Consider the following 25,759-nt stretch of genomic DNA (forward strand, 5'->3'; position numbering starts at 1 on the left):
TTAAGCCGTTTGCGATAGCTAGGGAGATATACCGGAAAATAACCGACGGAATCTCGAACGTTTCTTGCCTTTCAGATAGTACATGGTCCAATCAACAACCCTTCGGAAAACATGCGACATGTCCTTCCAACCTGTTTATTGAAAATCCACTTCCCACCTGATAATTATTACCCGCTTGAGAGGGAAGTCAAACATGAATCACTGGATGAATAGTCGACTATTTCCCTGTCAACAATAGGATTTCTTCCAGCGTAGCTAAGGAAGCAATCGCTCCTTTACGCGTAGTGGCCAGTGCACCAGCCGCATTTGCAAAGGACAACGCGGTCTCCAGTTCTTCTTTCGTCCATTCCACAGCTGGTTTTCCGGCCTCCAGAAGCTGATAGATGAATGCCCCCATGAATCCGTCGCCGGCCCCTGTCGTGTCTACAGGTTTGACCGGATAAGATGGTACGTTACCGGATAGTGTACGGGTGCTGTAATAAGTCCCCTCCTCACCTCGTGTAACGAGCATCAGTTTGGCTGGAAACCGTTCCATCAACACCTTGACCCCTGCTTCCAGAGAGTTCTTTTGCGAAAGAAACACAAGTTCCTCCTCCGACAACTTGATGACGTTAGCGAGCTTCATTCCTTCTTCCATCGTCAGCCTCGCATGTTCCTCATCCCTCCATAGCGCAGGCCTCCAATTGGGATCATAGGTAATCACCGCACCCTTGGAGATTGCCATCAAGGCAGCCTTCAGCGTGGCTTCATGACTTGATTCTGAGGACATGGAAATCGACCCAAAATGAAATATTTCAGTTCTATCCAGTAGAAATGTCTCAATCTCCGAATATTTAAGCTCTTCATCCGCTCCTGGCTGCCGGCAGAAGTGAAAGGATCTTTCTCCCTGTGCATCCAGATGAACAAAGGCCATCGTCGTATGCGCCCGATCCGTAAATAAAAGTCCGCTATCGTCGATTCCCTCCACCCGCAGTGTATCCTGCAGATAATGCCCAAAGGGATCATTTCCAACCTTGCCGATAAATGCTGTTCTCTTGCCCAGCCGTGACAAAGCAGCCAGCACATTCACTGGTGCTCCTCCGGCATTGCGCTCAAACAATGGATTTCCTGAAGGAGATAGACCGCCTGGGGTGAAATCAATTAAGAGTTCACCCAATGCAACAACATCATAAGCCATATCAAATTTCTCCAATTCTTTGTAGAGTGTACCGGGAGCTCATTCTGATTACCCCTTAACGCCTGACATCGTAATGCCCTGAATATAATACCGTTGAAGGAACAGGAACAAAATGAGGATCGGTACCGTTGAAATCGTGCTTGCAGCCAGAATCTTCGACCAGTCCGTCCCTTCCACTGATGAGAAAGCGGCGATGGCCACCTGAATCATCTGTTTCTTGTCATCATTGATTACGATAAGCGGCCATAAGTAAGAATCCCAATTCCCCAGAAACGTCATTAAACCCAGAGTGATCATCGGAGGCACCGCAGCTGGTAGAACTATCCTTACAAATGTCCGAGGCATTGATGCTCCGTCAATCTTTGCTGCTTCCAGAATCTCGTCAGGGATTTCGGCAAAGAACTGCCGGAGCAGAAAGATGCCAAAGACCGAGAGCATTGAGGGAATTATCAAAGCTTTGTAGGAGTTAAGCCAGTCAAAATTATGCATCAGCAGGTAGTTCGGAACGAGCGTTACTTCGCCCGGAATAATCATCGCCGACATGAACAAGGCGAAGATCACCGCTTTGCCCCGGAACCTGAGCTTGGCGAAAGAAAATGCAGCCATGGAGTTGATCAGCAGCACCAGAACTGTAACTATGGATGCGACTAGCAGTGTATTGCTGATATAACGGATGAACGGATTACGTTCACTGAAGATCACATCTTTGAAATTCTGCAGTGTCGGATGCACCGGCACAAATAAATGAATATTGAAACTGTTCGCATATTTGAATAGTTCTTCGTATGGTCTTACAGCACCTGAGATCATCCAGATAATCGGGATTATGGAGATAATGGCGAGCAGAATCATCACCGTGTATTTAAGAAAACCCGCGAAGCGGTTCATGTTCTTCCCTCCTTTAGTAATCATCATTTCGGAATAATCTCATCTGCACAAGAGAGATTGCAAGTACAATGGCGAACAGGATGAATGCGGCAGCTGTACCATAACCCATCTGCATCTGTTGAAAGGCCATTTTGTAAATGTAATATACGGCAGTCTCTGTCGACCCGTTGGGGCCACCTCCAGTTAGTACGAACACGAGTCCGGAGATTTTAATTGCATCAATGGTTGTAATAATGACAACAAATGCGGTAGTACGTTTTAGTAAAGGCAGAGTTATTCGAATAAACTGTTGGATTTTAGTAGCCCCGTCCACTCGTGATGCCTCATACAAATCCTGAGGAATATTGTTCAGACCTGCCAGAAAAATGATCATAAAAAAGCCAACGGCTTTCCACATGCCGAGCATGATCACTCCGTTCATCGCCGTGTCCGGATTGGACAAGAAATTGGTCGTAGGCAGATGAACCAGCTCAAGGAAATTGTTTAGAAGACCATACTCTTTGTTGTAGATCAATTTGAATACTGTAGCCGCTACTGCCGTCGAAATGACAACGGGAATGAAATATAAGGTGCGGAACAGTCCAGTCAGCACGACTTTCTTCTGAATAAGCAGAGCCATTCCGAGTGAAATACAGGTCTGAATCGGGATGACAATGATCGCAAAATAGAAAGAATGCTTCAAACTGTTTAAGAAATCCTTGTCCGAAATCAGTGATTTATAATTATCCAGCCCAACAAATGTCTTTGTGGAACCGACCAGATTGTAATTCTGGAAGCTGATAATAAATGCTTGAAGCATCGGATAAAACACAAAAATGAGCAATAAGGCCAGTGAAGGCAAGACGAACCACCAGGCTGTCATTTCCTCACCTTTCAGCTTATGGAGAATTTTATGCTCCGAAGCCTGCCCGGTCTTGGTCCGTGCCGCCGCTGGGGTATCTGTCATGGGTTCTTCATCTCCAATCTATGGTTATGGCTTAAATACAAACGTATTTATTACCGCATATATTTTGCCGTCGGGTGTACGGGCTTTTATCTCAACGGTTCCATCGTGCAGGCCTTGAATTACCGCTTCGGTTCCTCCATTGCTCTGCACCTTTGCAATGCTTTCATCACCCGATTCCCAGATCAATTCCTGGGGTGCTGTGAGCGGAAGAACCGCAGACGTAATCTTTGAACTTCGTCCAACCGGAACATCAATGCTAGCTTTACCAAGCAATATGCGCAGTGGCAGCGTACCGTCCGGCACCTCATCGCGCCAAACCGTCTTCATGGGATAAAATACAGCTCTTTCCAGGGTTGCTTTGCCTTGAGTCAAGAAGACCGACAGTCCGTTGCTTGTCGCATCTGGAAATACCAAACTCGAAAGCACTGTCGTTCCATCCCCGGAGAATATCTCAAGAGTAGACTCATCTACATAAAAACGGAGCTTGATTCGCCCGTCCTCGGCTTTCAGCGGAGCGCTGATCTTCTCGGCGAAGCCCGCCTCAAACGCGCTTTCGCCTGATCGGGGCCGGTCCAGCGTCAGCGTAGAGGAGGAAGCGTCATACATGATGACCGTTTCCTGACTTTCTCCCATTCGTAGCTTGAGTCCAAAAAGAGCATCTTGGCTGACCGTAAATTCAGTATCCAGCTCATAAGAAGTTCCTTTAAGCACAGACAAGGGATTGGTGCCCTTGGCTAGATCTTGTGCCTTTAATACAACTCCCTTGCCTCTAAGATTCTCCAGTTCCTTGACCGGCTCCTGAGAGAGGCGCAGCCCTTTGCCTTGGATATCTTTAAGCGTCAGGACCCGGGGAATCGACATATTCCCTTTCCGTGGACCCGTCGGCATATTGAAGGGATAACGCCAGTTGGACATCCATCCAACATAAATTCGTCGGCCGTCAGATTCGGGAATATCCGAATAGGAGACAGCGGCATAGAAATCCTTGCCGTAATCGGTCCAGAGCACTTGAGAAGGTGGATTCTCATTCTTGAAGGTCTTGCCGTCAAAGGAACCCACAAAATATTGGGCGGTAGAACCTTTGGTTGCCGTGTTATTGCCGATACTGACGGCAAGCACCCATTTCTTCGAGGATGTTCCTTCAACCGGCAGTTCGAACAGATCCGGGCATTCCCATACCGCGGCATGCGATCCCTGATCCTGTCCGAATTCACCGGTCATTTCCCATTGTTTCAGATTAGGCGAGGTATAGAAACGCACCCTATTATCTACAGAAACTACCATTACCCATGACTTTGAATCCTCATGCCAGAATACCTTGGGATCTCTAAAATCCTTAAGTCCCGGATTCGGAATAACGGGATTACCCTCATATTTAGTCCATGTTCTGCCTTTATCCGCACTATAAGCGATGCTCTGCGACTGGGTTCCGCCCTGAAAATGGGTGAATATAGCCACAAGCCCCGGCTTGCCATCAAAAAATCCGCTGGTATTGTTCCAGTCTACGACTGCACTGCCTGACCAAATCTCACCGAGCGAGTCCCTCATAAGAGCCACGGGAAGATGCATCCAATGGATCAGGTCTGTACTGACGGCATGGCCCCATTGCCCGCTGTTCTGATAGAACTGGTGATATTCACCTTCAAAATACACCATGCCGTTAGGATCGCTCATATTCCCTGTTTCCGGTGAGAGATGATATTGGGGACGATACAACTCCGTATAGTAATTGGGATCAGTGTTGTACTGAAAAGCTTCTGTAACCGTTTCAAGCGGCGTTGCCTGCTTCCCCCGGTTAGTTGGTTCCGACAGTTTTCCGCCACCGCTGCAGCCGGGCATGAGAATAAGCAGCACCACCAGGCTCAGCAGTTTTGTCCGATAAATACTCATGGTTGAATTCCTCCTAGATCCGCGATAGATTCCAGAGATTTAATGAACTCAGCTTAATGTCGCCCCCATGAGACTTAAATTGTAATTCTCCAGTTAGTGCTGACGGGTACACTCTACTCGTAATTACAACATCTCCGTCATTAACGAAGATTTCGATGGAGCTGCGGTCAACGAATACATGAAGCTTCAAACGGGTACTGCCCGTTTCAGGGAGTATCACCTCATTGATCTGCACATCACCTTGTCCCGATCTGCTGCAATCCAGGATTAATCTTCTCTCTCCCGCTATATAATCGATAAGGGTCTCTTCGCCTTCATCAGCGGATACGAGCAGTTTCATATTCAAGCGTTCAGCGAGACTCCCGGCAAAATCGAATTCCGCGATCCATTCAAACCCCTGATTATCAGGCGTCTGCCACATCATGGATTGCCCATTCATTAGCAGCTGGTCAGAAGCAATAACTTCATCACGTCGCAGCTTGGCAAGCTCAGGAACCGGAATTTGCACAAGCGTTCCATCTTTCTTCAACCTCAGTTCCCGAGGTAAAGTCATTGCTCCGTACCACCCGCGCGATTCCTGGGCCATCTTTGAGCCCCAGCGGTCCATCCAGGCGATCAGAATCCGTCTGCCTTTATCATCCTGGAAGCTTTGAGCTGCATAGAAGTCAGGGCCGTAATCCAACTTGCCCTGAACCATCGGTGTAAATCGGCCCGTGGAATAGTCCATTTCTCCAGTCATATATAAATTTTTGGAACCCTCCATATTCATAGGTGACAACAGCAGAACGTGGCTTCCGTCCAAAGCGAACAAATCAGGACATTCCCACATATCCCCTTGAGTTCCGTCACTTTCGGCAGCGGCACCTATGTACTGCCAGTCGTATAAATCCGCCGACTTATACAAGAGAGCTTTTCCCGTGCCATCCTTGCCGGAGCCGAGGATCATATACCAGGTACCCTCATGCGACCATACCTTCGGGTCACGAAAGCCGACATTCCCTTCATCTGGGGAACCGGAAATAACCGGGTTTGATGTATGCTTCTGAAACACGATTCCGTCACGGCTTCGGGCTAAGCATTGAACCTCTGTCGGATGCCTTCCATCCACATGCCCCGTATAGAACATCAGCATCTCTTCTTCGTGTGCCACGGCGCTGCCGGACCAGCAGCCATAACCGCCCGTCTCCCCTAACTCGTATGATTCCGTAGGGGCTAATGCAACAGGCAAGTGCCGCCAGTTCACCAGATCACTGCTCACGACATGCCCCCAGTGCATCGGACCCCATTTGTCGCTGTACGGGTGATGCTGGTAGAAAAGGTGATACTCCCCCTTGAAAAAGACCAGGCCATTAGGATCGTTCATCCACCCGGCTTGAGGCATGACATGATATTGAAGCCTGTATTCATCCCGCCCGGCCGATTCCGCCACGATGGAAACCGCTTCATCCGCCCGGCGGACTTCATTTAGGTGGTCTAGTGCTTGCTTTGACTTATCCATGTTGTCTACTCCTTCGCTCACTTTATTGAGATCATTGTAGCTGATCAGCGGAACGAAATATTTCAATATCCTCGGTTGTTGACTTGCAATTTCATGCTTCAAAGGGTTACGCTTCAGCACAAAAAAGCCACCCGGGTTTCGCACGGAAACGGGGATGGCCTGCTATAACTGAACATTCCGGTTAAACTTGATTCTTCTGCTGCAAATATTCCTCGCGGTACTCCTTGGGGCTTTTTCCGAAGCTCTTCTTGAAGCAGGTACTGAAATAGCTGGAGGTGGAATAGCCGACCAGCATGGCGATATCCGTCAGCTTCAGCTCATTTTCACGAAGAAGCTGTTCGGCTTTCGAGATCCGCAGCGCGGTGACATAATCACTGAATGTAATGCCAACGTGCTGCTTGAACAGTCCGGAAAGATAAGTTTCATTGATATGGAACATGTCCGCCAGCGAAGAAAGCGTCAGCTCATAACTGAAATTCTCTTCCACATATTTTCGCACCGCCTCTGCCAGCTGAAGTCCACTGGAGAATCGGGTCTTCTTCACCTCTTCCATTACCTGCTCTGCAAGCACATCAATCTGTCCCATTACTTCCCCGCGGGACTCCAGACCGGAAATCATCATCTGGCAGTTCCATAAATATTGCTGCAGTGCTGATCCGGCGATCTCAAACTTCTTGGCCACTGAACTGAAGAGCAGCAGTACTCTCAGGGCAAGAAAGGTAAAGGCAAATACCGGAGTTTCCTGGTCCGGTTTGAATATAGCGTCTAATTGACGGTGGAATGCTTTCATGTCAAGGTTCTCAATGGCTTGAATCAGCTTTCGTTCGACTTCCGGTGTAAACGAGTGGGTCATTTCGAGTACTCCATGAGTTTCTTGACCTTCCTGGCCGTGAACTGTACTTTGACTCCAGGACAACATGCACGAAGCATATCCGTTCTTCAACCGGTTTATTCCCGTGACAGGTTCACCAATTCCTATGACGCTGTCCAACCTCAGAACATTAGATATATTACTTCTAAGTTGTTCCATGAACTTCTCTGCCAATCGGGAATGCTGAGTCTCATCATTGGTAGCAATTAGAAAATACATAATGGAGGAATGGGCAATGTCCGCAAAGGGATAAATCCCCCTCCACTGGGAAGCCGTCTCCCGGCATAGCATTTGAAATGCCAGGTGAAGCAAATCCCGGCGGTCCTCCCACCCGCTTAATCTCCCCGGCGGAATCCGCATTTCTACAGCCAGGAATCGGGCATTCAAATTTTCTACGGAAAGCGGGGCCAGTTGGAGTTGAATCAGCCGTTCCTTCACTGCGGAAAGACTGTGCCAGTCCTCCTTAACCAGTTGGAGAAGAAAGTGCTCCTGAAGCATTCGAAGCTGTTCATTTTTCTGCACGAGCTCACGCTGCGCGGCCTGAATCTCCTCAAACTCCGACTGCAGATCAGCACTAAGCCTGGCGAGCAGCTCGATTAACTCTCCACGGGCTACAGGCTTTAGCAGATAATCCTTCACTCCCAATTTGATGGCTGATTTTAAATATTCGAAATCCGAGTATCCGGATAACACTGCCGTCCGAAGATCCGGATAGCGATTTTGGCAGATTTGAATAAATTCAATTCCGGTCATCTGCGGCATTCGGATATCGGAGATAACCAGATGCGGCAGTGGACCTTGCTCCAGTAGCTTCAAAGCTTCACTCCCGCTGGACGCCTCGGAGACGATGCAGAACCCGGCTTCTTCCCAGTTGATTTTCGCTTTAATGCTGTTACGGACCCCTTTCTCGTCATCCACCAGCATAACGGTGTACATCTTCTTCAGCTCCTTATCGGCGGCAGGATCAGTGTAATGGAAGTCCCTTGCCCCATCTCTGAATCCAGCTTCACTTCAAATTGCTCCCCATAGTACAGACGACAGCGGGAGAGCACATTGCGCAGCCCTATGCTGTTCCCTTCATCACTCAGGATGCCTACTCCACCTTTAAGCTCCATATCCGACAGCACACTCCGGATCAGCTCCGGTGGCATGCCGATCCCGTTATCGGCTACTGTGAGGTGCACCCGGTCTCCGATCATCGAGGAAGAGAGGGTGATTTCGGCGATACCGTCTTTTTCCAGACTATATTTCACCGCATTCTCTACCAGTGGCTGCAATATAAACTTGGCAATTAACAGGGAATCGAGAGACGGATCCTGGCGGATATCCACTACCAGCCGGTCATCGTTGCGAAGCTTAAGGATAAACAGATAATCCCGGATATATCCCATCTCTTCGCTTATCTTCACGAGGTCGCTGTCCAAATTTAGCGCATATCTCATCATCTTGGCCAGAGCTTCCGTTGCATCCATAACGAGATCTTCCCGCTTCATGGCTGCCAGACCGCTGATGATTTCCAGCGTATTATTATAAAAATGTGGATTGATCTGCAGCAGCAGCGCTTTGTATTCCGCATTTTTCCTGCGTAGATTGGTTTCAAATTCCGTCTCGATCAGATATTTCAGCCGATGGGTCATCTGCTCAAAGACACCAGCCACATAGTCGACCTCATTCTTCCCTGATCTGCCCTTGGGTATGTCCTTCAGAGCCAGATCAAAACGTCCATGCTTGATATGCTTCATCGAACGCGCCATGGCGCTTAGCGGTTTGGTAATGCCCGTGGACAGCACAAGCGCCACAATAATTACAATAACCAGCAGTCCCAGACTTGCAAGCAGCAGCGTTTCCTTGATATCGGTAATCGTCGCATACAGCTCTTCTTTAGGCACTTCACCGATGATAATCCAGCCTTGCTGCGGGAGCTTCCGGTAAAACAGCAAATAATCTGTCTCGTTCTGCCTAAGAGGCATAATTCCGCTTACAGTGCTCTCGGTGTCCTGCAACACATGTGCGAGCCCTGCACTAATTACTTCTCTGCTTCCTTTGAGGTCCTGATTCAAGACATTTTCACCTTGCTCAGTTAGCAGAAATGCCTTTCCGCTCTCACCGAACCGGATCTTGTCAATATCCGCCCGCAGCAGGCTGGTGGGATAATTCACCTTGATCACCCCGACATTGCTTAATTGCTGGAGCTGAACTAGCGGCATAACCAGGCTGTTCACCTCACGTTCGCGCATACTGTCATCGCTTTGATCCGTATCTCGGTGGGCCTGTGTCCAGCGGATATCCTCCTGCGAATATTGCTTGAACCAATAAGTGTCTAGATAATCCCTGTTTTGTGTCCAGAGGCCCCCGGTTTCCGCCCGAAACGTGGAAATGGAGAGCAGAGTGGAATTGTTCGCGGCAAAAGAAGAGAAAAACTCACGGAGCCTTTGCTTGGCTAAATATCGCTCCCCTTCCGTGCTCTCATCATTCAGCTCTGTAGTGATCCAATCCTGGGTAATCCGGCTGCTTAGTACCTGCTTACCTGTGTCCTCAATTTGCAGCAGCAGCGACCCGGCATGAGATGCGAACTGGTCTATAGTTTGCAGTGTGGAAGATTCTATGGAGCTTTGAATAAGGTTAGCCGATTCCCTGCTCAGGATAAATACGACAGCGGTAAATGGAATGATCAGCAGGATAGAGAAAGCGAGCATTAGCCGGTTTCGCAGTGAGTAGAACATAGCGTGACCCCTTCTGGTTTCTATGGTCAATATCCAACCAGTATAGTTGTTAACTTAACGATTGGGAATAGCACATCACAGCAGTCATACGCCAATGTCCCGGACAATGCTTGAAAGAGACGGCCGTAAATACGGTCGCCTCTTTTTGTTGATCAAGAATTATTTTTGTGGAAGACCGGCATACGCCTTGTCAATTTTACCGATGGCATCAGAGATGGCAGCATCAATATTCCGACCGCTGATAGTGATCTCTTCGATCATCTTATTGACCGCTTCGGACATCTGCGGGAAGATCGGAGTGATCGGACGTGGTCTGCCGAATTTTTGATTTTGGACTACAAAAATATTTTTCGGATATTCATTTAGTTCAGGGAATTGTTTAGCAACGGAGTAGCGCGCTGGAATATCCTTGGTGATGGAGCAGTATATCTTTGCCCCTTCAGCCCCCGTAACCCAGTTCACGAACTGCCAAGCTGCTTCTGCATTTTTGCTTTTGGATGAAATGGCCAGCGACCAGCTACCGTTCGCTACAGCCTGCTGAACTTCCTTAGGAAGCGGAGCGATATCATAATCTACTCCAAGCTTGAAGTTCGGGAATTTATCGGCATAATTGCCAAGTGACCAGGAGCCGTCGATGGTGATGGCAAGCTGTCCATTCGGGAACGGATCCGGAGGATACTCCAGTGAAGAGACCTTGTCCTTATTGTACAGGTCAGAGAAGAACTGTAGTGCCTTTTTGGTTTCCGGCTTGTCCAGATACCCTTTGGAGGTTGTTCCGTCAGGGCTCATGACCTCGCCGCCGAATTGCCAGATGATCGGATATTTGAAATATGCCGTTCCTCCGGCATTCCCGAACCCTTGGGCCGGATCGATACCGAAAATACCTTTTGCCGGATCGTTTACTTTCTTGGCGGCATCAAGCACCTGATCCCAAGTCCATGGCTCTTCAGGGTTCTTAGACGGAAGTGGAATGCCCTTAGCTTCAAACAGTTTCTTATTGTAGAACATGGCAATCGACGACTCCGTTAGCGGAGCCATATAGATCTCACTATTATAAGTATAAGTAGCCATGGTCGATTCAGGGACATCCTCCAAATTTCCGTCTTTCTTAAAGAATTCAGTTAGCGGCTGAAGAGCACCTGCCTGGGCGTATGAGGCCATGTTAGGACCGTCGATGGCCATAATATCAGGCGGATTGCCGGATGCGATCGAAGTTCTGAGCTTCGTATCATAATCAGCATATGGAATTGGGCTCATCTCCACCTTGATATTTGGATGACTTTCATTGAAAGAAGCCACCAGTTTGTCATAAGCGGAATTCTCAGATTCGTTGCCAGAGTTTCTCCAGAACGTCAGCGTCACCTTTTTCTCTTTCGGCGCATCTGTTGATCCTGCCGCAGATTCCGTGTTCCCTCCTTTGTCTCCACATCCGGCCAGTAGACCGGCAACCAGCATTACACTCAAGGCGATTTTAAACCTGCTGCTCACTATTGCACTCCCCTTTCAAGTATTGGTAGCCCTTACACTTGAAATATATCAGACCGCTCCGGCGAATAAATTCATTATTCTCTGCTTAAAGCTTATAAAATGTTCAGTTATTGTTGAACTCATTGTAATAAATACTTTGTACAATCTCCAGAACTCTCCCGCTCTGCTGGACATATTTCAACTTCCGAGGTTTTCCTTTGATTAGAAAATCACCGGGTGAGCCTTTAGCCGGACCAAGAGCGGCTTCATACAGCAGGGAGGCCCCTTTGGTCGGCGGAGCGAACAGAAACTTCATGAGTGGTTTGATATAGAAGGGAAGTCCAGAGTTTTTATCTTTACGAAGCGTATTATTACCACCTGGATCTACGCTCAAGATCGTAATTCCTTCGTCTGAAGCCGCCGGTGCAAGCTCACGTGTCCATAAGGAAAGGGCCAGCTTCGTGGTGGCGTAAGGACCGAACAGCTTCTTGAATGTTGTCGGATGCGCCAAAGTATCCGCATCAAAGGACTTGATGGTATTCATCGCACTACTGGAGGTATTTACTACAGTCGTCATCGTTCCCTTCTTCAGAAGATCCTTTAATTCCATATAGATGATATACGGCACAACCGTCTGCAATTCAAAATGTTTCTCCCGCCCTTGTTTGGAGAAGCTAAGCTCAGATAGGCTGCCACCTGCATTGTTGAACAGCAGATCTGCTTTCTCCTCATGTGTCTTTATCTCCTTCAGCGCAGCCTTTAAGCTGTCGAAATCAGTCAACTCCGCACGGTACGTACGTATACGCCCCTCTTGGATCGCTTTATTAATGAAATTATCATCCTGCGGGAAGCTCGAGCGAATCAGTGCGATAATCTGCCAGCCTTCACTCAGTAATCTGCGGGTTAGCTCCAGCCCTATTCCATTATTGGCTCCTGTGATGATCGCGGTATTGTTGTTTTTTGTATTTTGCATCATTATTCCTCCATTATTATAGATTCATTTAGACAACACGTGTTGTGAAAGCATCACTTGTTTAGTATACTAATATCTAACCGGAAGCCGGTCAACCAACAAGAATGAGCAAGTGTATGCTTTAGCAACACACAGTTCAATCTGTCGGTGAAGTCATTTCAACTTTATGAATGCGAGGTGTATGTATATATGATCGTTAATGAACTGGATCCGCGGGTTATACGGTCCAAACAGCTGATTAAGGATGCCTTTACACAACTTATCATGGAGCGGGATTTCGATTCCATCACGGTAAAAGATATTACGGAGCGTGCCACGATTAACCGGGCTACCTTCTATGCGCATTATGAGGATAAGTATATTCTGCTGGAGACACTTTTTGTTGAGCTGTTCGATCAGATACTGGCCGGTCAAAACATCGATACCAGCGCCTTTCAACCAGAAACGTTGGAGAAGCTGATTATTGCCGCCTGTGAATTTCTGATCCAAGTCAAGAAAGGCTGCAAGAAAATCTCCTCTTCAGTAATGTCACTAATGGAAGAGAAGATCATCTCCCGGCTCGCCGCCTTCATCTCGATGATCCTGCTAAACCGTGCGGACGGCAACAGCCTCTCTGAAGAGATAGAACTTACCATTACTATGATCAGTTGGTCCGTCTACGGCGCAGCTCTGCAATGGCATAAGAAACAGACCATCACACCGGAGGAATTGGCCCGCCAGGGAGCTAGTCTGCTTCGTCATGGCAGCGACAAGATCTGCTTTGTTAATTCGATAACATCATGAATAAAACCCGCAGCGGAGGGCTGCAGGTTAATTAAGGGGATTAATCAATTGCGGATTTTAGTTCAGGAAAAGAGCGGGACGCATGATATCACTGTTTACGAGACCTCAGCTCTATACGGGGAAAAAGGAAGCTTCCGGGTTCTGCAGTTCGCAAATGGCGATGTGCAAGGCGCTATAGATCTGAATAATCCGGACCGTGTGGTATTGGAATACCCGCGCGCCATCATTCACCTCATGCAGAGCAATAACCCATCTTTCGCAAATGCATTCGTCATTGGCCATGGCATCGGGACCATATCAGGATATTATCCCGAGAAGCGCTTTACCACTGCGGAGATCGACCCTAAAGTTGTGGAACTCAGCAAGCAGTATTTCGGATATCATGGGCATGAGATCATCATCGGCGACGGACGGGAGATTCTGGATCAGAGTGGTAACCATGGATATGACTATATCATTCTTGATGCCTTCACCAGCAAAGGAATGCCCCGGCATTTATTCTCCAGTGAGTTCTTCAGGGTGGCGGCCGACAAGCTGGAGTCTGATGGCGCACTGCTTATCAATGCCATCGGCAAAATCGGACAAGACGCGCAGCTGAATGCCATCCATTCAACACTCCGTGAGGTTTTTCCCTTTATCAACGCGTTTGCACTTCGTACCGGAGGTAACAATGAAGCGCACAACATTGTGATTTGGGCCGGATATCACCCTGCCGCCTATCAGATCCGTCATATGTCTGGGTTTAAAGAAGTCACCCTCGGTACGGGTCATATAATTTGGGACCGATAGTATGAGTTTTTATAACTGAGGCGAATTAAATGTATCTCCGCCACTGATCGTTCCTGATTGAAATCCTTTGTTAAACCAGCGTTTTCTCTGCTCGGACGTGCCATGGGTGAAGCTTTCGGGGACGGCATAACCCCGGGACTTTTTCTGGATGGTGTCATCACCAACCGCACTCGCTGCGGTCAGCGCTTCTTCCAGATCCCCTGCTTCTAACAGATTCATACCCTGGGCATGGCTGGCCCAGACACCGGCATAATAGTCAGCCTGCAGTTCCAGACGGACGGAATATTCATTGGCCTCCTCCTGACTGAGCTGGCTTCTCTGGGACATGTTAGTCCCAAGCAGATTCTGCACATGGTGTCCGACCTCGTGGGCAATCACATATGCCATGGCAAAGTCACCCGGTGCCTGAAACTCTCTCTGCAGCTCATCATAAAAGCTTAGATCTATATATAGCTTATGATCACCAGGACAATAGAACGGTCCTGTCGATGAACCTGCTACACCGCAAGCAGACTGTACACTATCGGTAAATAAGACCAGTGTGGGTTCTTCGTATACTTTATTTTGTTCCTGGAATAGTTCAGTCCAGACATCTTCTGTATCCGCTAATACTACAGAAACAAACTCGGATAGCTCCTTCTCCTGAGCGGTTTCGGTATAAGGTGCATTGGGACCGGTCCCTGTAGACGTTATATTATTCAGCAGATCACCAGGGTTACCGCCAAGTAATGTTACGATGATTATTATAATTATCCCGCCGATCCCGCCCCCAACGAGCTTACCAGATCCGCCCCTTCGATCCTCTACGTTGCTGCTGCTTCTTCTGCCTCTCCATTGCATTCATGTAACCCCCTTGTCGTAGATGTATCAATCCTTTACCCTATCTTCATAGCCTACGACACATTTCTACTAGTAAAAGCAGCAGGGTGGCAGGAATCTCCCGCCACCCTGCTGCTTATCTACACTCAAAACTTCGATAGTTGTTTACCGTTATTGATAACGGTTTTGTCCATACCTCGGTTCCTTTTCTTCATCTCGCATCATTTCTTTGCGGTTGTCGAGTTTCTTCTGGTTTAACTGCTGTGCCTCCTGACTGTTCACAGGTCTTTCCTCTAGATCATTAACAACATTAATTAGATTTTTGTCCGGTTGTTTGGAATGCGCCAAGCTATTTCCTCCTATCGTGCAAGTGGGTAGAAGCTATGGATTAGCTTGGCATGATGACGTTCCGATTATTCATAGTGTGCCACTTTACACCAAATTAAAGCCAGCAGTTCTCCATTCCTTTGGAGATCTGCTGGCTCAATATTAATTATGGAATTAGTTGTTGCGCCGCTACTGCTTCATTACTTCAAGAAGAAACGGCGGTAATGCATGACCTTTCTGTACATGGACTTATCTTTAAGCTGGTTAAAGATATACGGATCGGGATTCATATTCACTTCGATAATCCAAGGAGTCAAAGACCGGTCCAACCCGATGTCCACTCCAATCTTCGTCATCTTCGGATACTTTTTCTGCATATGAGTTGCGATTCGCACACCTAAAACGCTAAGCTCGTTATTCAACTTTGAAAGCTCACGATCCGACAGATGGGTGGACAGCAATTTACCCACCGCAGTCGGTTTACCGCCGCTATGGTAATTTGTTACTATTTTACGTGGATGACCCAAACGCCCTATAATTCCTGTAGCCTCCCAGGCTTTCTTTGGACTTAACTGGACCATTACCCGGATATCGAAACGGCGCTGATTATGCTTCAGGAGATGGATCCCCTTTTGTATCAGATAACTCCTTCCACCCGTGCGTTTTGATAAGCTCTTGTAAAAGCTCTCCATCGAATCAAAACGCTTAATTTTCTCTTCATACTGGTAAGTGAATCCCTGGCGTCCTTCCCTCTCGGCCCGGATGACCCCATTTCCGTACGTACCCCGTTCAGGCTTCACATATACCATTCCATAGCTATAAATCATCTGTTCCAAATTTTGTCTGGTAAATCTCCGGGTATCCGGGATAAAAGGCTGTATGGAGCTGTTCTGTAGCAGCAATTTGGTCTTGATCCATTTGCTTTGCACTAAATTTGTCGATTTGGCTTTCACGCCTGCACTCTCCTATCGGATAGATTCCAGCAACCTGCCCTATATTCAAAGTCACTGCATACTATGCGGGTACAGCGACATCGGAATAAATCATCAGCCCGCCTGCGAAGATAAACTTTCCAGCTTATTCGCCCGTACCTTCCCTGGACCTCCGTCATACTCTAGTGCAGACGCAATATGCGTACCATGTAGATGGAGATGAACATATGCCCGAACCAACCACAAGCTCTGACCATAGCACACCTATAGATGTCCTGATTCCAGCCATTGAAAAAGACCTAGCTACCTTGCCGCATGTCATAGACAGCCTTCGCCGTTATGTCAAACACCCGATAAGTCATATCTATATTGTTTCTCCGAACAGCCCCAGAATCAGAAGCCTATGTTCACGGAAGAAATGTGTCTTCATTGATGAAACCTCTGTACTGCCCTTTACTAAACAACATATCCGCTATTCTTCGGCCCGCTGGAATCGTTCTGGCTGGCTGTATCAGCAGTTGCTTAAAATGAACGGGGATCATATCTGCCGCGAGAACTATTTCCTTGTTATTGACGCCGATACCGTGCTGATTCGTCCTCACCGGTTCCGCTCGGGGGGGAAAACCGTCTTTTACTGCCGCGATTGGAGCCAGCCGGAATATTTCGTGACTTATCGTAAGCTGCTCGGAAAGAAAGCACCCTCCCCCAGATCTTTTGTCACCCATTACATGCTATTCGAGAAAAAGAAGCTGGCACAGTTGAAGCGGACCATCGAGGCCAAGCATCATTTGCCATGGCATTCTGCCATTATCCGCAGCATTAACAAGAAGAAGCAATTCGGCTTCTCCGAGTTCGAGACCTATGCCAATTATGTATACAGCCACAATCAAGCTTCCGTTACCTTGAGGAGTGCGCGCAACAAGTCACTGGCCACACCTGTAACTTCACTTACAGCCAGCCGGATTCAAAAGTTCTCGTCGTCTTTCCGCTCTCTCTCTTTCCATGAACGCAAAGGTTATTCCCGTCCAGCCAAACCCTAACATGAGAGGAGGCAGACATCCGTGCATACCATACTTCTATGCGGCGGCTCCGGACAGCGGCTTTGGCCGTTATCCAACCGTATACGGTCTAAGATGTTTTTGAATCTGCTTCCTGCTCCTGAGGGCGGCGCGGAATCCATGATTGGCCGGGTATGCCGCCAGTTGAACAATACGGGAATCGGTGAGTCAGCATTGTTCGTGACACACCAAGAGCAGCTGGGACTGACTCAGAGGTATACAAAAGGTGATTTCCCCGTGTTAGGTGAGCCATACAAGAGAGGAACTTTTACTGCAGCCGCACTGGGTGCAGTCTATCTCCACTCCACGGGTAAGGCAGATCTTAGGGATACTCTCTGTGTTGCGCCGGCCGATATGTACGCAGATGATGAGTTCTTCAGATTGTTCCATGAGTTCAGGGATATTCTGGCTGCATCAAAGGCAGATATCGCATTGCTTGGGACAAGGCCCACTCATCCTTCAGACCAATACGGCTATATCGTTCCCGGAAACAAGAACTCCATGGGGTATTCTCCTGTGCTTCGATTTGAAGAGAAGCCCAATCCGGAAAGAGCCCAGGCGCTTATCCAGCAGAATGCATTATGGAACTGCGGTGTTTTTGCTTTTTCACTATCGTTTATCCTGACTTACCTGAAGGCAGCCGGATTGCCTACGGAATACGACGCATTCACTGCCCTATATCCAGAGTTGCCTGTCCGCAGTTTCGATAAAGAAGTCGTTGAACAGAACAGCAATACGGTCGTTCTGAGACACACCGGAGTATGGCAGGATTTGGGGAGCTGGGATTCTCTAACAGAGCAACTCAGCAGCACGATTGTGGGTAACGGGAGTGTCTCAGGCTGCTCCCGCAATACCCATATTGTGAATGAGCTAAATACACCTATTCATGTAATTGGTGTATCGGATATTGTGGCTATTGGCAGCGCGGATGGTGTCTTGATTGCAAACAAGGCGAAAGCGAATGAAATTAAAGAGGTCATGGGCAGTCCAGCTAAATGCCCTTGGTATGGAGAAACCTACTGGGGGAGCTATTGTATTCTGGATTGTGCCGCCACTGGAGTAGAAGATGTAATTACACTTAAACTGACCCTGCTCCCGGGCCATTCCATGCAGGAAATGGTATGCGAACACCGTCAGAAGATATGGACCGTTCTAAACGGATTTGGTGAATTTCGATTGAATGGTTCAGTGATGCCCGTCCAAGCCGGGGAGGTCATCAGCATTTCCAGAGGCGACAGACATGGAATGATTGCAGGTACTTCCATGGAATTGACCGAGGTAAGATTCGGAGATAAATTAGCAGCGCAAGCTGTATATCCTTCGTAAAAGGACACTAAAAAGGCAGACACCGCTGAACTGCACCCCAATTGTTAAACACCAACTAACGATTGGAGGTGAAGTCCATCACGGCATCTGCCTTTTTGAAATATTTCAGATTTAACTCAGGTAACCTCTCATTAGGAACCCGATACAGATAAAGATTTCAACTTCAGTGAAGGTGATGTGCAACTGCCAATGAAGCGGGGATCGTTCCCAATACACTCGATCTCGTTTAGCAATTCAAAGAAATTGCCTGAGATCGTGATCTGGTTGACGGGTCTGACGATTACGCCCTTTTCAATATAATGTCCGACTGCTGCCAGCGAGAAATTTCCTGAGGTGGCATCCGTGCCGGAATGCAGGCCCTGCAGCTCGACGATCATCAAGCCCTGCTCTGTTCCCTGAATCATCTCACTAAGGCTTGATCCTCCTGGAGCAATATACAGATTATGATGGGACACTTCAATCTGCCCTTTATAACCGTTCTTTGCCGCGTTCCCGGTACTTTCTACACCCGCCTTACGGGCGGTTTTGCGGTTGTGTAGGAATGTAAGCAGCTTCCCGTCCTTGATTACTTCATGACGGGCAGTGGCGCTGCCTTCTGCATCAAAGGTACGGGCAGAAATGGTATTCGCCATTAATGGGTCGTCAATCAGGGACACATTGGTGCCGGCGATCTGCTCACCCAGCTTGCCTTTAAGCCGTGAGAATCCCTGCTCTACAGCCTCTCCAGAAAAGATAGAGGTGAAGCTTGACAGCAGCTGTGTCGCTGCATCATTCCTGAGAATAACCGGATAGGCATCCGATTTCAGCGAGGTCGCGCCAAGCTTGGATAACGCCTCCTGAACCCCTTTTTCCGCAACAGCTTCGGGGTTAACGTTATCAAAGTTTGAGAGGGAATAATCAAACCAGCCCCCTGTCACGCTGTCCTCTGAGTTATTGTTCTCTTTGGCTATCATATATAGACTTGCTGAACCATAGCTATTCTTTCTGTGACAGTTCAGTCCTTTCGTGTTCGCCAAGAGAACCTCGCTCTCACTGACGGAAGCCGAAGACCTTCTGACCATATGAATTCGTGGATCGCTTTCAAGAGCTGCTTTCTCCATGGACAGACTGGCCTCAATCAGCTTCTCGGCTGGCGTATGAATCAGAGAATCACTACATGGCACAAGCTCCGCATATTGGGAGGAGCCGGCGAACAGTTCTTCCAGATCCTCTGTCTCAACCGCTTCAGCGTTGCCGGCAGCCTCTTTTAGAAGGAACGCTATAGAATCCTGATCCATTCGTTCTGTAGAGGCATAACCCATTTTCCCATGAATCAACCCACGGAAGGATAACCCTCCACTTTCTACGATCGTGTAGGTATCGATCTCGCCTTTACGGACAGAGACAGAGGTAGAACGTCCGCTGGCATAATAGATTTCCATCTCCGTGAACCCGGACTCATAGCCTTTGGTGAACAACGCTTGCTGAAACTCACCGATATTCATACACTACTCCCCCTTTCTGCCGCCAACGGTCATTTCAGATATACGGATCGTCGGCTGCCCGCAGTTCACAGGAAGGCTACCGCTGATGGAGCCGCACATCCCTTGACCATGATCCAGATTGTTCGCAACCTGATCAATATTTTTGAGCGTTTCAATCCCTTTTCCAATAAGGGTCGCACCTTTGACAGGCTCGGCAATCTTCCCGTTTCTCACCATATAGGCTTCCTGGACCGCGAAGTTAAACTCACTGGTAGCCGTATTTACGGACCCGCCGCCCATGGACATGGCATATATGCCGTATTCCGTATTCGCGATAATCTCTTCACGCGTCGAGGTGCCATTATCGATATAGGTATTGTTCATCCGCGAAGCGGGAGCGAACTTGTAGGATTGGCGGCGGCCAGAGCCCGTAGAGGCCGTATTCATCTGCCGGGCGCCTACTTTATCGATTAGATAGCCTTTAAGAATACCATTCTCGATCAACACATTACGTTGTGTCGCTGCTCCTTCATCGTCAATATTCAGTGATCCCCAAGCACCCGGAATCGTACCATCGTCAATTGCGGTAACAAGTGGCGAAGCAACCCGTTCACCTATTTTACCTGCGAACACAGACGATCCCGTTGCTACCGCAGTTGACTCCAGCCCATGCCCGCAAGCTTCATGGAACAATACACCCCCAAAGCCATTATCAATGATAACAGGGAGCTTTCCACTAGGTGCATACCCGGCCTTCACCATGGTGCTTGCGATCCGAGCTGCCTTATGCGCGTGCTCTTCAATGTTCAAGCTCTCCAGAAATTCATGTCCAGCGTAGGCACCCGGCCCGCTGAATCCGGATTGCTTCTGATCTCCATCTTCAGCGACAGCGCTTATTCCCAGCCGTGAGTAGGTGCGGGTGTCTTCGACCAACAGACCTTCGTTGTTCGCGATCAGGACGTGCTGGATTCCGCTCAGCCCGTATACCATCGTTTGGGCGATGGAAGGATCATATCCTTTGGCCGCCTCGTGTGCCCGCCGCATCAGATCTATTCGCGATTTTTTATAGGAACCGTCCGGGATAAGTTTGATCAAATGCTTGTTGTAGAGCTCTTTTTTACTCAGATCCAGCACTTGGGTGATAGAACCGCTCCCGCGAATCGCTTTAGCTGCGGAACGGGCTACAGCGATGAGATTAGGTTCACTGCTGTCATTGGTATAGGCATATACCGAGAAACTCCCCTTCAAAATCCGTATGCCCACGCCATAATCACGGCCGGACAGAGATGTCTTCAGCACACCGCCGATCATCTCAAGCCTGCCATTTGTTCGGTCCTCAGCGAATACCTCAGCGAAATCACCACCGGTCTCCAGTGCGGCATTTAATACATTTTCAATCACCGATTTCTGAAGCATACAATCCCTCCCCGCTTGTTATCATACGATTACTGCCTTTAATGACTCTTAAAATCGATCTCTAGAAACCTCTCCACTTCAGCCATCCAGCGCGTCTGCACATATTCCACATGGACCGGGTGATTGTTGTAAGTATCGTAGTCCTCCTGAGAGGCAAATTCCATGGAAAATCCATAGTCATAATCATTCTTCGGGCTTACCTGATGAAAGACTTCAAAATTACTGACCACAGGAATTGTAGTTAGTACATCCTTGCTCTCCTGAAGGAACTGCCCGGCAGCTTCCGAACCATTTGCATGTTTCAGATTAAAAATAACCATATGCCTGATATTAGGATTGCTCATGTCACTGCCTCCACAAAAGTTCAAATGGGTGACGGATGGCGCCGCCTATTTTACCAGTACTTCACAATGAACTCATCTCTTCCGGACTGCTCCCGGTCTTCCTTATAATGCTTGGGATTCTTCTTGTGGTAATCCTGATGATATTCCTCTGCACGGTAGAACACATCCGCTGGGAGGATTTCAGTGACTACAGGACCGGAGAATCTGCCGCTGACAGCCACTTGTTCCCTGGATGCCAGAGCAGCCTCACGCTGTTCTTCTGTATAATAAAAAATCGCGGTGCGGTACTGGCTGCCTCTATCCTGAAATTGCCCCCCGTCATCTGTAGGGTCGATTTGCGGCCAGTATAACTCCAGCAGCTTCTCATATGGGAATAATGCCGGATCAAAGGTGATTTGTACCACCTCGTAGTGACCTGTTGTCCCCTTCTTCACTTCCTCATAAGTCGGATCAATCGTATGCCCTCCCGTGTAACCGGAGACGATTCCGTGGATTCCCGGCAGCTCTTCAAAGGGTGTTACCATGCACCAAAAGCAGCCTCCTGCAAACATTGCCTGTTCCATGACTCTATTCCTTCTTTCCATTCATTCTGTACGTCTTCCTAATTTAACACAATTCCGTGCGGGGGAGCCACTATCGACAACAATAGTCTATACTCAGCAGAAATTCACAACCAAGTGTTCAATGTTCGACCTCATGCCTCTGCGTATTTATCCCGAAGCTCAGCCAGAAGTCTTCTCATCTCGCCCAGCAGTTCCGGAGATCCGCTAACCGAAGCATCCATTCCAAGACCAATGAAGAATTGGGCAAAATAAGCCAGATCCCCTCTGTTGACTTCTCCCTCAACCCAACCGGTCCCGTCTCCGCGGATATGTAGTTTGGGTTCCGGCCAAAGCTCCGCTTCGCATCTCTGTATGGCATTGCCCTTAAGCTCAGCATATATACAGACGGTTTCCTTAGACTTCATCATTCCATATTCCTCTCGATTCCCCAGATGAACATACCGCAGGTCCAAAGGCTCGGAGGATGCAGCCTCAATGCTGGCATGCTGAATCCGGTCACACCGGAATACTCGTATTCCTTGTCTCAGGAAACAATACGCCGGACAATACCATAATCCGTTGCTGGCATAGATACCGATAGGCTGAATTTCCCGGCATGTGCTTGTCCCGAGGGTTCCATATTCAATGGAAATAACCTGCTGGTGAATAGCGGCATCGAGAAGAAGTGCAAGATAAGGTGCTACAGAATTCCGGACGGGTATTATGAAATCCACGCGATTCTTCATCTGATCTATCACATCACGTACACCACCGGACATGAAGTTATAGAATTTACCCAAGGCTGAAGCCGCTTCGGCTTCAAAGGGCAGGGATGAATAATGCCGAAGTGCATGACTCGCGAAAAAGAGCGCTACCGCCTCTTCCTCCGTGAAAGCGATTGGCGGCAATACACGCTCCTTCAGAACCTGATAACCCCCGTGGGGTCCAACTTCCGAATATAAGGGAACACCTAACTCACTTAATTCTTGCAGATCCCGCAAGATGGTTCTTGAGGATACATCAAACTCACGGGCTAACTCCTTGACCGTAAATTTCCGTTTCCGGTTAACGGTCATCATCAGTTCAAGAAGCCGTTTCGATTTGTTCATAGTTGCACACTCCATTTTTGGAATAGTGACAAGAGTTGTCACTATTATGCTCTACAATGAAAGAGTAGTCCAGATTAACCTAAACTTAAGGAGAGGTTCTCACATGAAACTGCAATTAAATCCCTATATCATGCTAGATGGCAATGCACAGGAGGCTATTGATTTCTACGAAGAAGCATTGCATGCAAAGGTTTTATTTAAACAAACAATAGGCGAAGGTCCAATGAATCCGGAACAGCCGTTAACCGTGCGGGAACAACAACTAATTGCTCATGCCATCCTGCAAATTGGAGAGTCCCAAATATTTGTAGCGGATCTTATTCCCGGGTTACAGCTACAGAGCGGCAATCAGGTAACGATTTGTATTACTGCAGATAGCAAAGAAACCTCACAACAGCTTTATGATGCCCTGCGCGTGGAGGGTACAGTGAACATACCACTTGAGCCTGCTTATTTCAGCCCTGCCTATGGGATGGTAACGGACAAATATGGTGTGATCTTTCAAATCTTCACGAGCCGGAGCGCCAACTAACATCGCTCCATCAGCACCAAATATCCAAGTCTGTAACTTCAATAATGAATACAGAGAACGGCCTCCCGTTAACCGGAAGGCCGTTTCTTATGATTGTACTTTTATTGTTGCTGATCTTTCTTACGGGCTGGCGGAGTGACTCTTGCAGGCCGGCTCACCCAATTCTCCCTATTCATTCGTTTAACGGAATTGATCGGATTGCCTGCGTCTTCGGCATTGCTTTCATTCAGAGATTCTTTATTAGCAGAATCCGGGGAGTTCAACTGTTGCTGCGCCCGTCTCCCTTCAAATCCGCCACCGTTATGTTTCCCTTTGTTCCATACGCGTCCTTTACTCATACCTACACTCCAATTCTGTTGTTCTTAACAATAACCATAACATACATATTCGTTGGAAGAAATCACTCAACGAATTTAGACTCATGATACATTGTGAACTACATTAGATTCAGGTACGCGGACAGGTATGAGTGGAAGCTTTAAATATACTGCGGCAGCCATTCCCCGTGTGCTTCGATCAGCTCATCACACATGCTGGTGATATCATCCATCGACAGTTCTGCCGCTGTATGAGGGTCTAACATTGCGGCATGATAAATATGCTCTTTCTTACCGGTCATGGCTGCTTCAATCGTCAATAACTGAGTATTGATGTTCGTGCGGTTCAGAGCAGCGCACTGCGGAGGTAAATCCCCAACGTACGTCGGTGTTACTCCGCTGCTATCCACGAGGCACGGCACCTCTACACAGGCTTCCCGTGGCAGATTCGTGATCAGTCCCGTGTTCATCACATTGCCGCCGATCTTAAACGGTACATTGGTCTCCATTGCTTCCAGGATGTATGAAGCATACTCATGCGAACGCTCATGGCGAAGATCGGTATTGTTCACGAGATCTTCCCGCATATGCTGCCACCGTTCGATCTGCTCTACACAGCGGCGCGGGTATTCGTCGAGCGGAATTTGAAACCGCTCAATAAGCTCCGGGTAATTACGCTTGATGAAGTATGGATGATATTCTGCGTTATGCTCGGAGGATTCCGTAATATAGTAACCGAATTTCAACATCATCTCGTAGCGGACCATATCTCCATGATGCTCCTTTTGTTTCTCAGCGGCACGGCGTTTAATTTCCGGATACAGGTCAATACCGTCCTTGGTAACTTCGAGCAGCCAGGCCATATGATTGATTCCGGCGATCTTGGCTTGCACGCCTGACTGATCCAACCCGAGATGTTCGAACAGACCGGGAATGCACTGCTGGACACTGTGGCAGAGACCAACCGTCTTTACACCGCCATAAGTATTCATAACATTCGTCAGTACCGCCATAGGATTCGTATAATTCAGGAAAAGCGCATCCGGACAGACTTCTCTGATATCTGCTGCAAAATCCAGCATTACCGGAATCGTCCGCAGATTGCGGAATATTCCGCCGATACCTACTGTATCCGCGATCGTCTGCCGCAGGCCGTACTTCTTCGGGATCTCAAAATCCGTTATGGTACATGGATCGTACCCTCCGACTTGAATCGCATTGATGACGTATTTCGCTCCCCGCAATGCTTCTTTGCGATCCGTATATGCTTTCACTGTGCAAGTACTTCCAGAGCTTCTTTTGATGTTATTCAGCATATTTTCAGAATCCTTCAGCCGCTGAAGATCGATATCGAACAGGGCTAACTCAAAACCTTGCAGTGCGGGTGTTCCCATACAATCACCCAATACGTTCTTGGCAAAGACAGTACTTCCTGCTCCGATAAATGTAATTTTAGACATGACTATTATTCCTCCTCTAAATGAGGGAGTAATCAAATGCATTCACAGCATTCAGGATAACAATGATTTGATTCACATCAATATACGCTGTAACGGCTGCGATATCTGA

The 25,759-nt window shown here is 48.1% G+C and carries 24 protein-coding genes; 5 read left to right on the forward strand and 19 right to left on the reverse strand.

The window, feature by feature from the left end; all coding sequences use genetic code 11:
• Nucleotides 1-217: 217 nt before the first annotated feature.
• The 9 genes from ACAN55_RS14990 to ACAN55_RS15030 all read right to left on the reverse strand — a co-directional run bounded on the left by ACAN55_RS14990 (nt 218) and on the right by ACAN55_RS15030 (nt 12,433).
• Complete coding sequence (locus ACAN55_RS14990; RefSeq protein WP_379134219.1) at nt 218-1,177, reverse strand: carbohydrate kinase family protein; 960 nt, start codon at nt 1,175-1,177, stop codon at nt 218-220.
• A 48-nt stretch (nt 1,178-1,225) separates the two neighbouring features.
• Nucleotides 1,226-2,065, reverse strand: a complete 840-nt coding sequence (locus ACAN55_RS14995; RefSeq protein ID WP_379134222.1) for a carbohydrate ABC transporter permease — start codon at nt 2,063-2,065, stop codon at nt 1,226-1,228.
• A 13-nt stretch (nt 2,066-2,078) separates the two neighbouring features.
• A complete protein-coding gene (locus ACAN55_RS15000; RefSeq protein WP_379134225.1) occupies nt 2,079-3,011 on the reverse strand; it encodes a carbohydrate ABC transporter permease in 933 nt (310 codons plus the stop codon).
• Nucleotides 3,012-3,035: 24 nt separating this feature from the next.
• The gene (locus ACAN55_RS15005; protein WP_379134228.1) at nt 3,036-4,901 is read right to left on the reverse strand and encodes a glycoside hydrolase family 32 protein; all 1,866 of its coding nucleotides are present in this window, start codon (nt 4,899-4,901) and stop codon (nt 3,036-3,038) included.
• 13 nt (nt 4,902-4,914) lie between these two features.
• Nucleotides 4,915-6,519 (reverse strand): glycoside hydrolase family 32 protein, encoded by a 1,605-nt coding sequence (locus ACAN55_RS15010; RefSeq protein WP_379134231.1) that lies wholly within the window; start codon nt 6,517-6,519, stop codon nt 4,915-4,917.
• A 61-nt stretch (nt 6,520-6,580) separates the two neighbouring features.
• Nucleotides 6,581-8,206 (reverse strand): response regulator, encoded by a 1,626-nt coding sequence (locus ACAN55_RS15015; RefSeq protein WP_379134234.1) that lies wholly within the window; start codon nt 8,204-8,206, stop codon nt 6,581-6,583.
• A 5-nt stretch (nt 8,207-8,211) separates the two neighbouring features.
• Complete coding sequence (locus ACAN55_RS15020) at nt 8,212-9,993, reverse strand: sensor histidine kinase (RefSeq protein ID WP_379134237.1); 1,782 nt, start codon at nt 9,991-9,993, stop codon at nt 8,212-8,214.
• Between the two features lie 159 nt (nt 9,994-10,152).
• A complete protein-coding gene (locus tag ACAN55_RS15025) occupies nt 10,153-11,481 on the reverse strand; it encodes an ABC transporter substrate-binding protein (RefSeq protein WP_379134239.1) in 1,329 nt (442 codons plus the stop codon).
• Nucleotides 11,482-11,584: 103 nt separating this feature from the next.
• The gene (locus ACAN55_RS15030; RefSeq protein WP_379134241.1) at nt 11,585-12,433 is read right to left on the reverse strand and encodes an SDR family NAD(P)-dependent oxidoreductase; all 849 of its coding nucleotides are present in this window, start codon (nt 12,431-12,433) and stop codon (nt 11,585-11,587) included.
• Between the two features lie 189 nt (nt 12,434-12,622).
• On the opposite strand from ACAN55_RS15030, the gene ACAN55_RS15035 reads away from it, so the two are divergent.
• Both ACAN55_RS15035 and ACAN55_RS15040 read left to right on the forward strand, forming a co-directional pair.
• Nucleotides 12,623-13,216: a TetR/AcrR family transcriptional regulator gene (locus tag ACAN55_RS15035; protein ID WP_379134244.1), complete on the forward strand. Its 594-nt coding sequence runs from the start codon at nt 12,623-12,625 to the stop codon at nt 13,214-13,216.
• A 48-nt stretch (nt 13,217-13,264) separates the two neighbouring features.
• Nucleotides 13,265-14,005 carry a spermidine synthase gene (locus ACAN55_RS15040; protein WP_379134246.1) on the forward strand — a complete coding sequence of 247 codons (741 nt, stop codon included), beginning with the start codon at nt 13,265-13,267 and terminating at the stop codon, nt 14,003-14,005.
• Nucleotides 14,006-14,014: 9 nt separating this feature from the next.
• Here the strand turns inward: ACAN55_RS15040 and ypfJ are convergent, their stop codons facing one another.
• From ypfJ to ACAN55_RS15055, 3 genes are all read right to left on the reverse strand, one after another.
• Nucleotides 14,015-14,845 (reverse strand): KPN_02809 family neutral zinc metallopeptidase, encoded by an 831-nt coding sequence (ypfJ, locus tag ACAN55_RS15045; RefSeq protein ID WP_379134248.1) that lies wholly within the window; start codon nt 14,843-14,845, stop codon nt 14,015-14,017.
• Between the two features lie 150 nt (nt 14,846-14,995).
• On the reverse strand, nt 14,996-15,172 hold the full coding sequence (locus tag ACAN55_RS15050; RefSeq protein ID WP_379134250.1) for a hypothetical protein: 177 nt from the start codon (nt 15,170-15,172) through the stop codon (nt 14,996-14,998).
• Nucleotides 15,173-15,351: 179 nt separating this feature from the next.
• On the reverse strand, nt 15,352-16,104 hold the full coding sequence (locus ACAN55_RS15055) for a YheC/YheD family protein (RefSeq protein WP_379134252.1): 753 nt from the start codon (nt 16,102-16,104) through the stop codon (nt 15,352-15,354).
• A gap of 206 nt (nt 16,105-16,310) precedes the next feature.
• On the opposite strand from ACAN55_RS15055, the gene ACAN55_RS15060 reads away from it, so the two are divergent.
• A complete protein-coding gene (locus ACAN55_RS15060; RefSeq protein ID WP_379134255.1) occupies nt 16,311-17,123 on the forward strand; it encodes a DUF6492 family protein in 813 nt (270 codons plus the stop codon).
• A gap of 21 nt (nt 17,124-17,144) precedes the next feature.
• A complete protein-coding gene (locus ACAN55_RS15065; RefSeq protein WP_379134258.1) occupies nt 17,145-18,467 on the forward strand; it encodes a sugar phosphate nucleotidyltransferase in 1,323 nt (440 codons plus the stop codon).
• 131 nt (nt 18,468-18,598) lie between these two features.
• On the opposite strand, the gene ACAN55_RS15070 is transcribed toward ACAN55_RS15065, so the two are convergent.
• The 5 genes from ACAN55_RS15070 to ACAN55_RS15090 form a co-directional block, all read right to left on the reverse strand.
• Nucleotides 18,599-19,951 (reverse strand): TldD/PmbA family protein, encoded by a 1,353-nt coding sequence (locus tag ACAN55_RS15070; RefSeq protein ID WP_379134261.1) that lies wholly within the window; start codon nt 19,949-19,951, stop codon nt 18,599-18,601.
• 3 nt (nt 19,952-19,954) lie between these two features.
• A complete protein-coding gene (locus ACAN55_RS15075) occupies nt 19,955-21,346 on the reverse strand; it encodes a TldD/PmbA family protein (RefSeq protein WP_379134263.1) in 1,392 nt (463 codons plus the stop codon).
• Between the two features lie 38 nt (nt 21,347-21,384).
• Nucleotides 21,385-21,690 (reverse strand): Dabb family protein, encoded by a 306-nt coding sequence (locus ACAN55_RS15080; protein ID WP_379134265.1) that lies wholly within the window; start codon nt 21,688-21,690, stop codon nt 21,385-21,387.
• A 50-nt stretch (nt 21,691-21,740) separates the two neighbouring features.
• Nucleotides 21,741-22,253, reverse strand: coding sequence for a peptide-methionine (S)-S-oxide reductase MsrA (msrA, locus tag ACAN55_RS15085; RefSeq protein ID WP_379134267.1), 513 nt, complete (start codon nt 22,251-22,253; stop codon nt 21,741-21,743).
• Nucleotides 22,254-22,384: 131 nt separating this feature from the next.
• Complete coding sequence (locus ACAN55_RS15090; RefSeq protein WP_379134269.1) at nt 22,385-23,341, reverse strand: helix-turn-helix transcriptional regulator; 957 nt, start codon at nt 23,339-23,341, stop codon at nt 22,385-22,387.
• Nucleotides 23,342-23,444: 103 nt separating this feature from the next.
• Between ACAN55_RS15090 and ACAN55_RS15095 the strand changes: the two genes are divergently transcribed.
• Entirely contained in the window at nt 23,445-23,873 is a 429-nt protein-coding gene (locus tag ACAN55_RS15095; protein WP_379134272.1) for a VOC family protein, read from the forward strand.
• A gap of 101 nt (nt 23,874-23,974) precedes the next feature.
• Here ACAN55_RS15095 and ACAN55_RS15100 read toward each other — a convergent pair whose 3' ends face one another.
• Nucleotides 23,975-24,211 (reverse strand): hypothetical protein, encoded by a 237-nt coding sequence (locus ACAN55_RS15100; RefSeq protein WP_379134275.1) that lies wholly within the window; start codon nt 24,209-24,211, stop codon nt 23,975-23,977.
• Between the two features lie 140 nt (nt 24,212-24,351).
• On the reverse strand, nt 24,352-25,650 hold the full coding sequence (locus ACAN55_RS15105; protein ID WP_379134277.1) for an alpha-glucosidase/alpha-galactosidase: 1,299 nt from the start codon (nt 25,648-25,650) through the stop codon (nt 24,352-24,354).
• Between the last annotated feature and the right edge of the window lie 109 nt (nt 25,651-25,759).

The organism is Paenibacillus oryziterrae (assembly GCF_042610485.1).
GTDB lineage: Bacteria > Bacillota > Bacilli > Paenibacillales > Paenibacillaceae > Paenibacillus_AQ.

Coding starts and splice junctions, on each gene's coding strand:
- ACAN55_RS15035 (WP_379134244.1), top strand. CDS start 12,623: ATGATCGTTAATGAACTGGATCCGCGGGTTATACGGTCCAAACAGCTG.
- ACAN55_RS15070 (WP_379134261.1), bottom strand. CDS start 19,951: ATGAATATCGGTGAGTTTCAGCAAGCGTTGTTCACCAAAGGCTATGAG.
- ACAN55_RS14995 (WP_379134222.1), bottom strand. CDS start 2,065: ATGAACCGCTTCGCGGGTTTTCTTAAATACACGGTGATGATTCTGCTC.
- ACAN55_RS14990 (WP_379134219.1), bottom strand. CDS start 1,177: ATGGCTTATGATGTTGTTGCATTGGGTGAACTCTTAATTGATTTCACC.
- ACAN55_RS15080 (WP_379134265.1), bottom strand. CDS start 21,690: ATGAGCAATCCTAATATCAGGCATATGGTTATTTTTAATCTGAAACAT.
- ACAN55_RS15060 (WP_379134255.1), top strand. CDS start 16,311: ATGCCCGAACCAACCACAAGCTCTGACCATAGCACACCTATAGATGTC.
- ACAN55_RS15095 (WP_379134272.1), top strand. CDS start 23,445: ATGAAACTGCAATTAAATCCCTATATCATGCTAGATGGCAATGCACAG.
- ACAN55_RS15020 (WP_379134237.1), bottom strand. CDS start 9,993: ATGTTCTACTCACTGCGAAACCGGCTAATGCTCGCTTTCTCTATCCTG.
- ACAN55_RS15005 (WP_379134228.1), bottom strand. CDS start 4,901: ATGAGTATTTATCGGACAAAACTGCTGAGCCTGGTGGTGCTGCTTATT.
- ACAN55_RS15075 (WP_379134263.1), bottom strand. CDS start 21,346: ATGCTTCAGAAATCGGTGATTGAAAATGTATTAAATGCCGCACTGGAG.
- ACAN55_RS15105 (WP_379134277.1), bottom strand. CDS start 25,650: ATGTCTAAAATTACATTTATCGGAGCAGGAAGTACTGTCTTTGCCAAG.
- ACAN55_RS15100 (WP_379134275.1), bottom strand. CDS start 24,211: ATGAGTAAAGGACGCGTATGGAACAAAGGGAAACATAACGGTGGCGGA.
- ypfJ (WP_379134248.1), bottom strand. CDS start 14,845: ATGCAATGGAGAGGCAGAAGAAGCAGCAGCAACGTAGAGGATCGAAGG.
- ACAN55_RS15015 (WP_379134234.1), bottom strand. CDS start 8,206: ATGTACACCGTTATGCTGGTGGATGACGAGAAAGGGGTCCGTAACAGC.
- ACAN55_RS15090 (WP_379134269.1), bottom strand. CDS start 23,341: ATGAACAAATCGAAACGGCTTCTTGAACTGATGATGACCGTTAACCGG.
- ACAN55_RS15000 (WP_379134225.1), bottom strand. CDS start 3,011: ATGACAGATACCCCAGCGGCGGCACGGACCAAGACCGGGCAGGCTTCG.
- ACAN55_RS15030 (WP_379134241.1), bottom strand. CDS start 12,433: ATGCAAAATACAAAAAACAACAATACCGCGATCATCACAGGAGCCAAT.
- msrA (WP_379134267.1), bottom strand. CDS start 22,253: ATGGAACAGGCAATGTTTGCAGGAGGCTGCTTTTGGTGCATGGTAACA.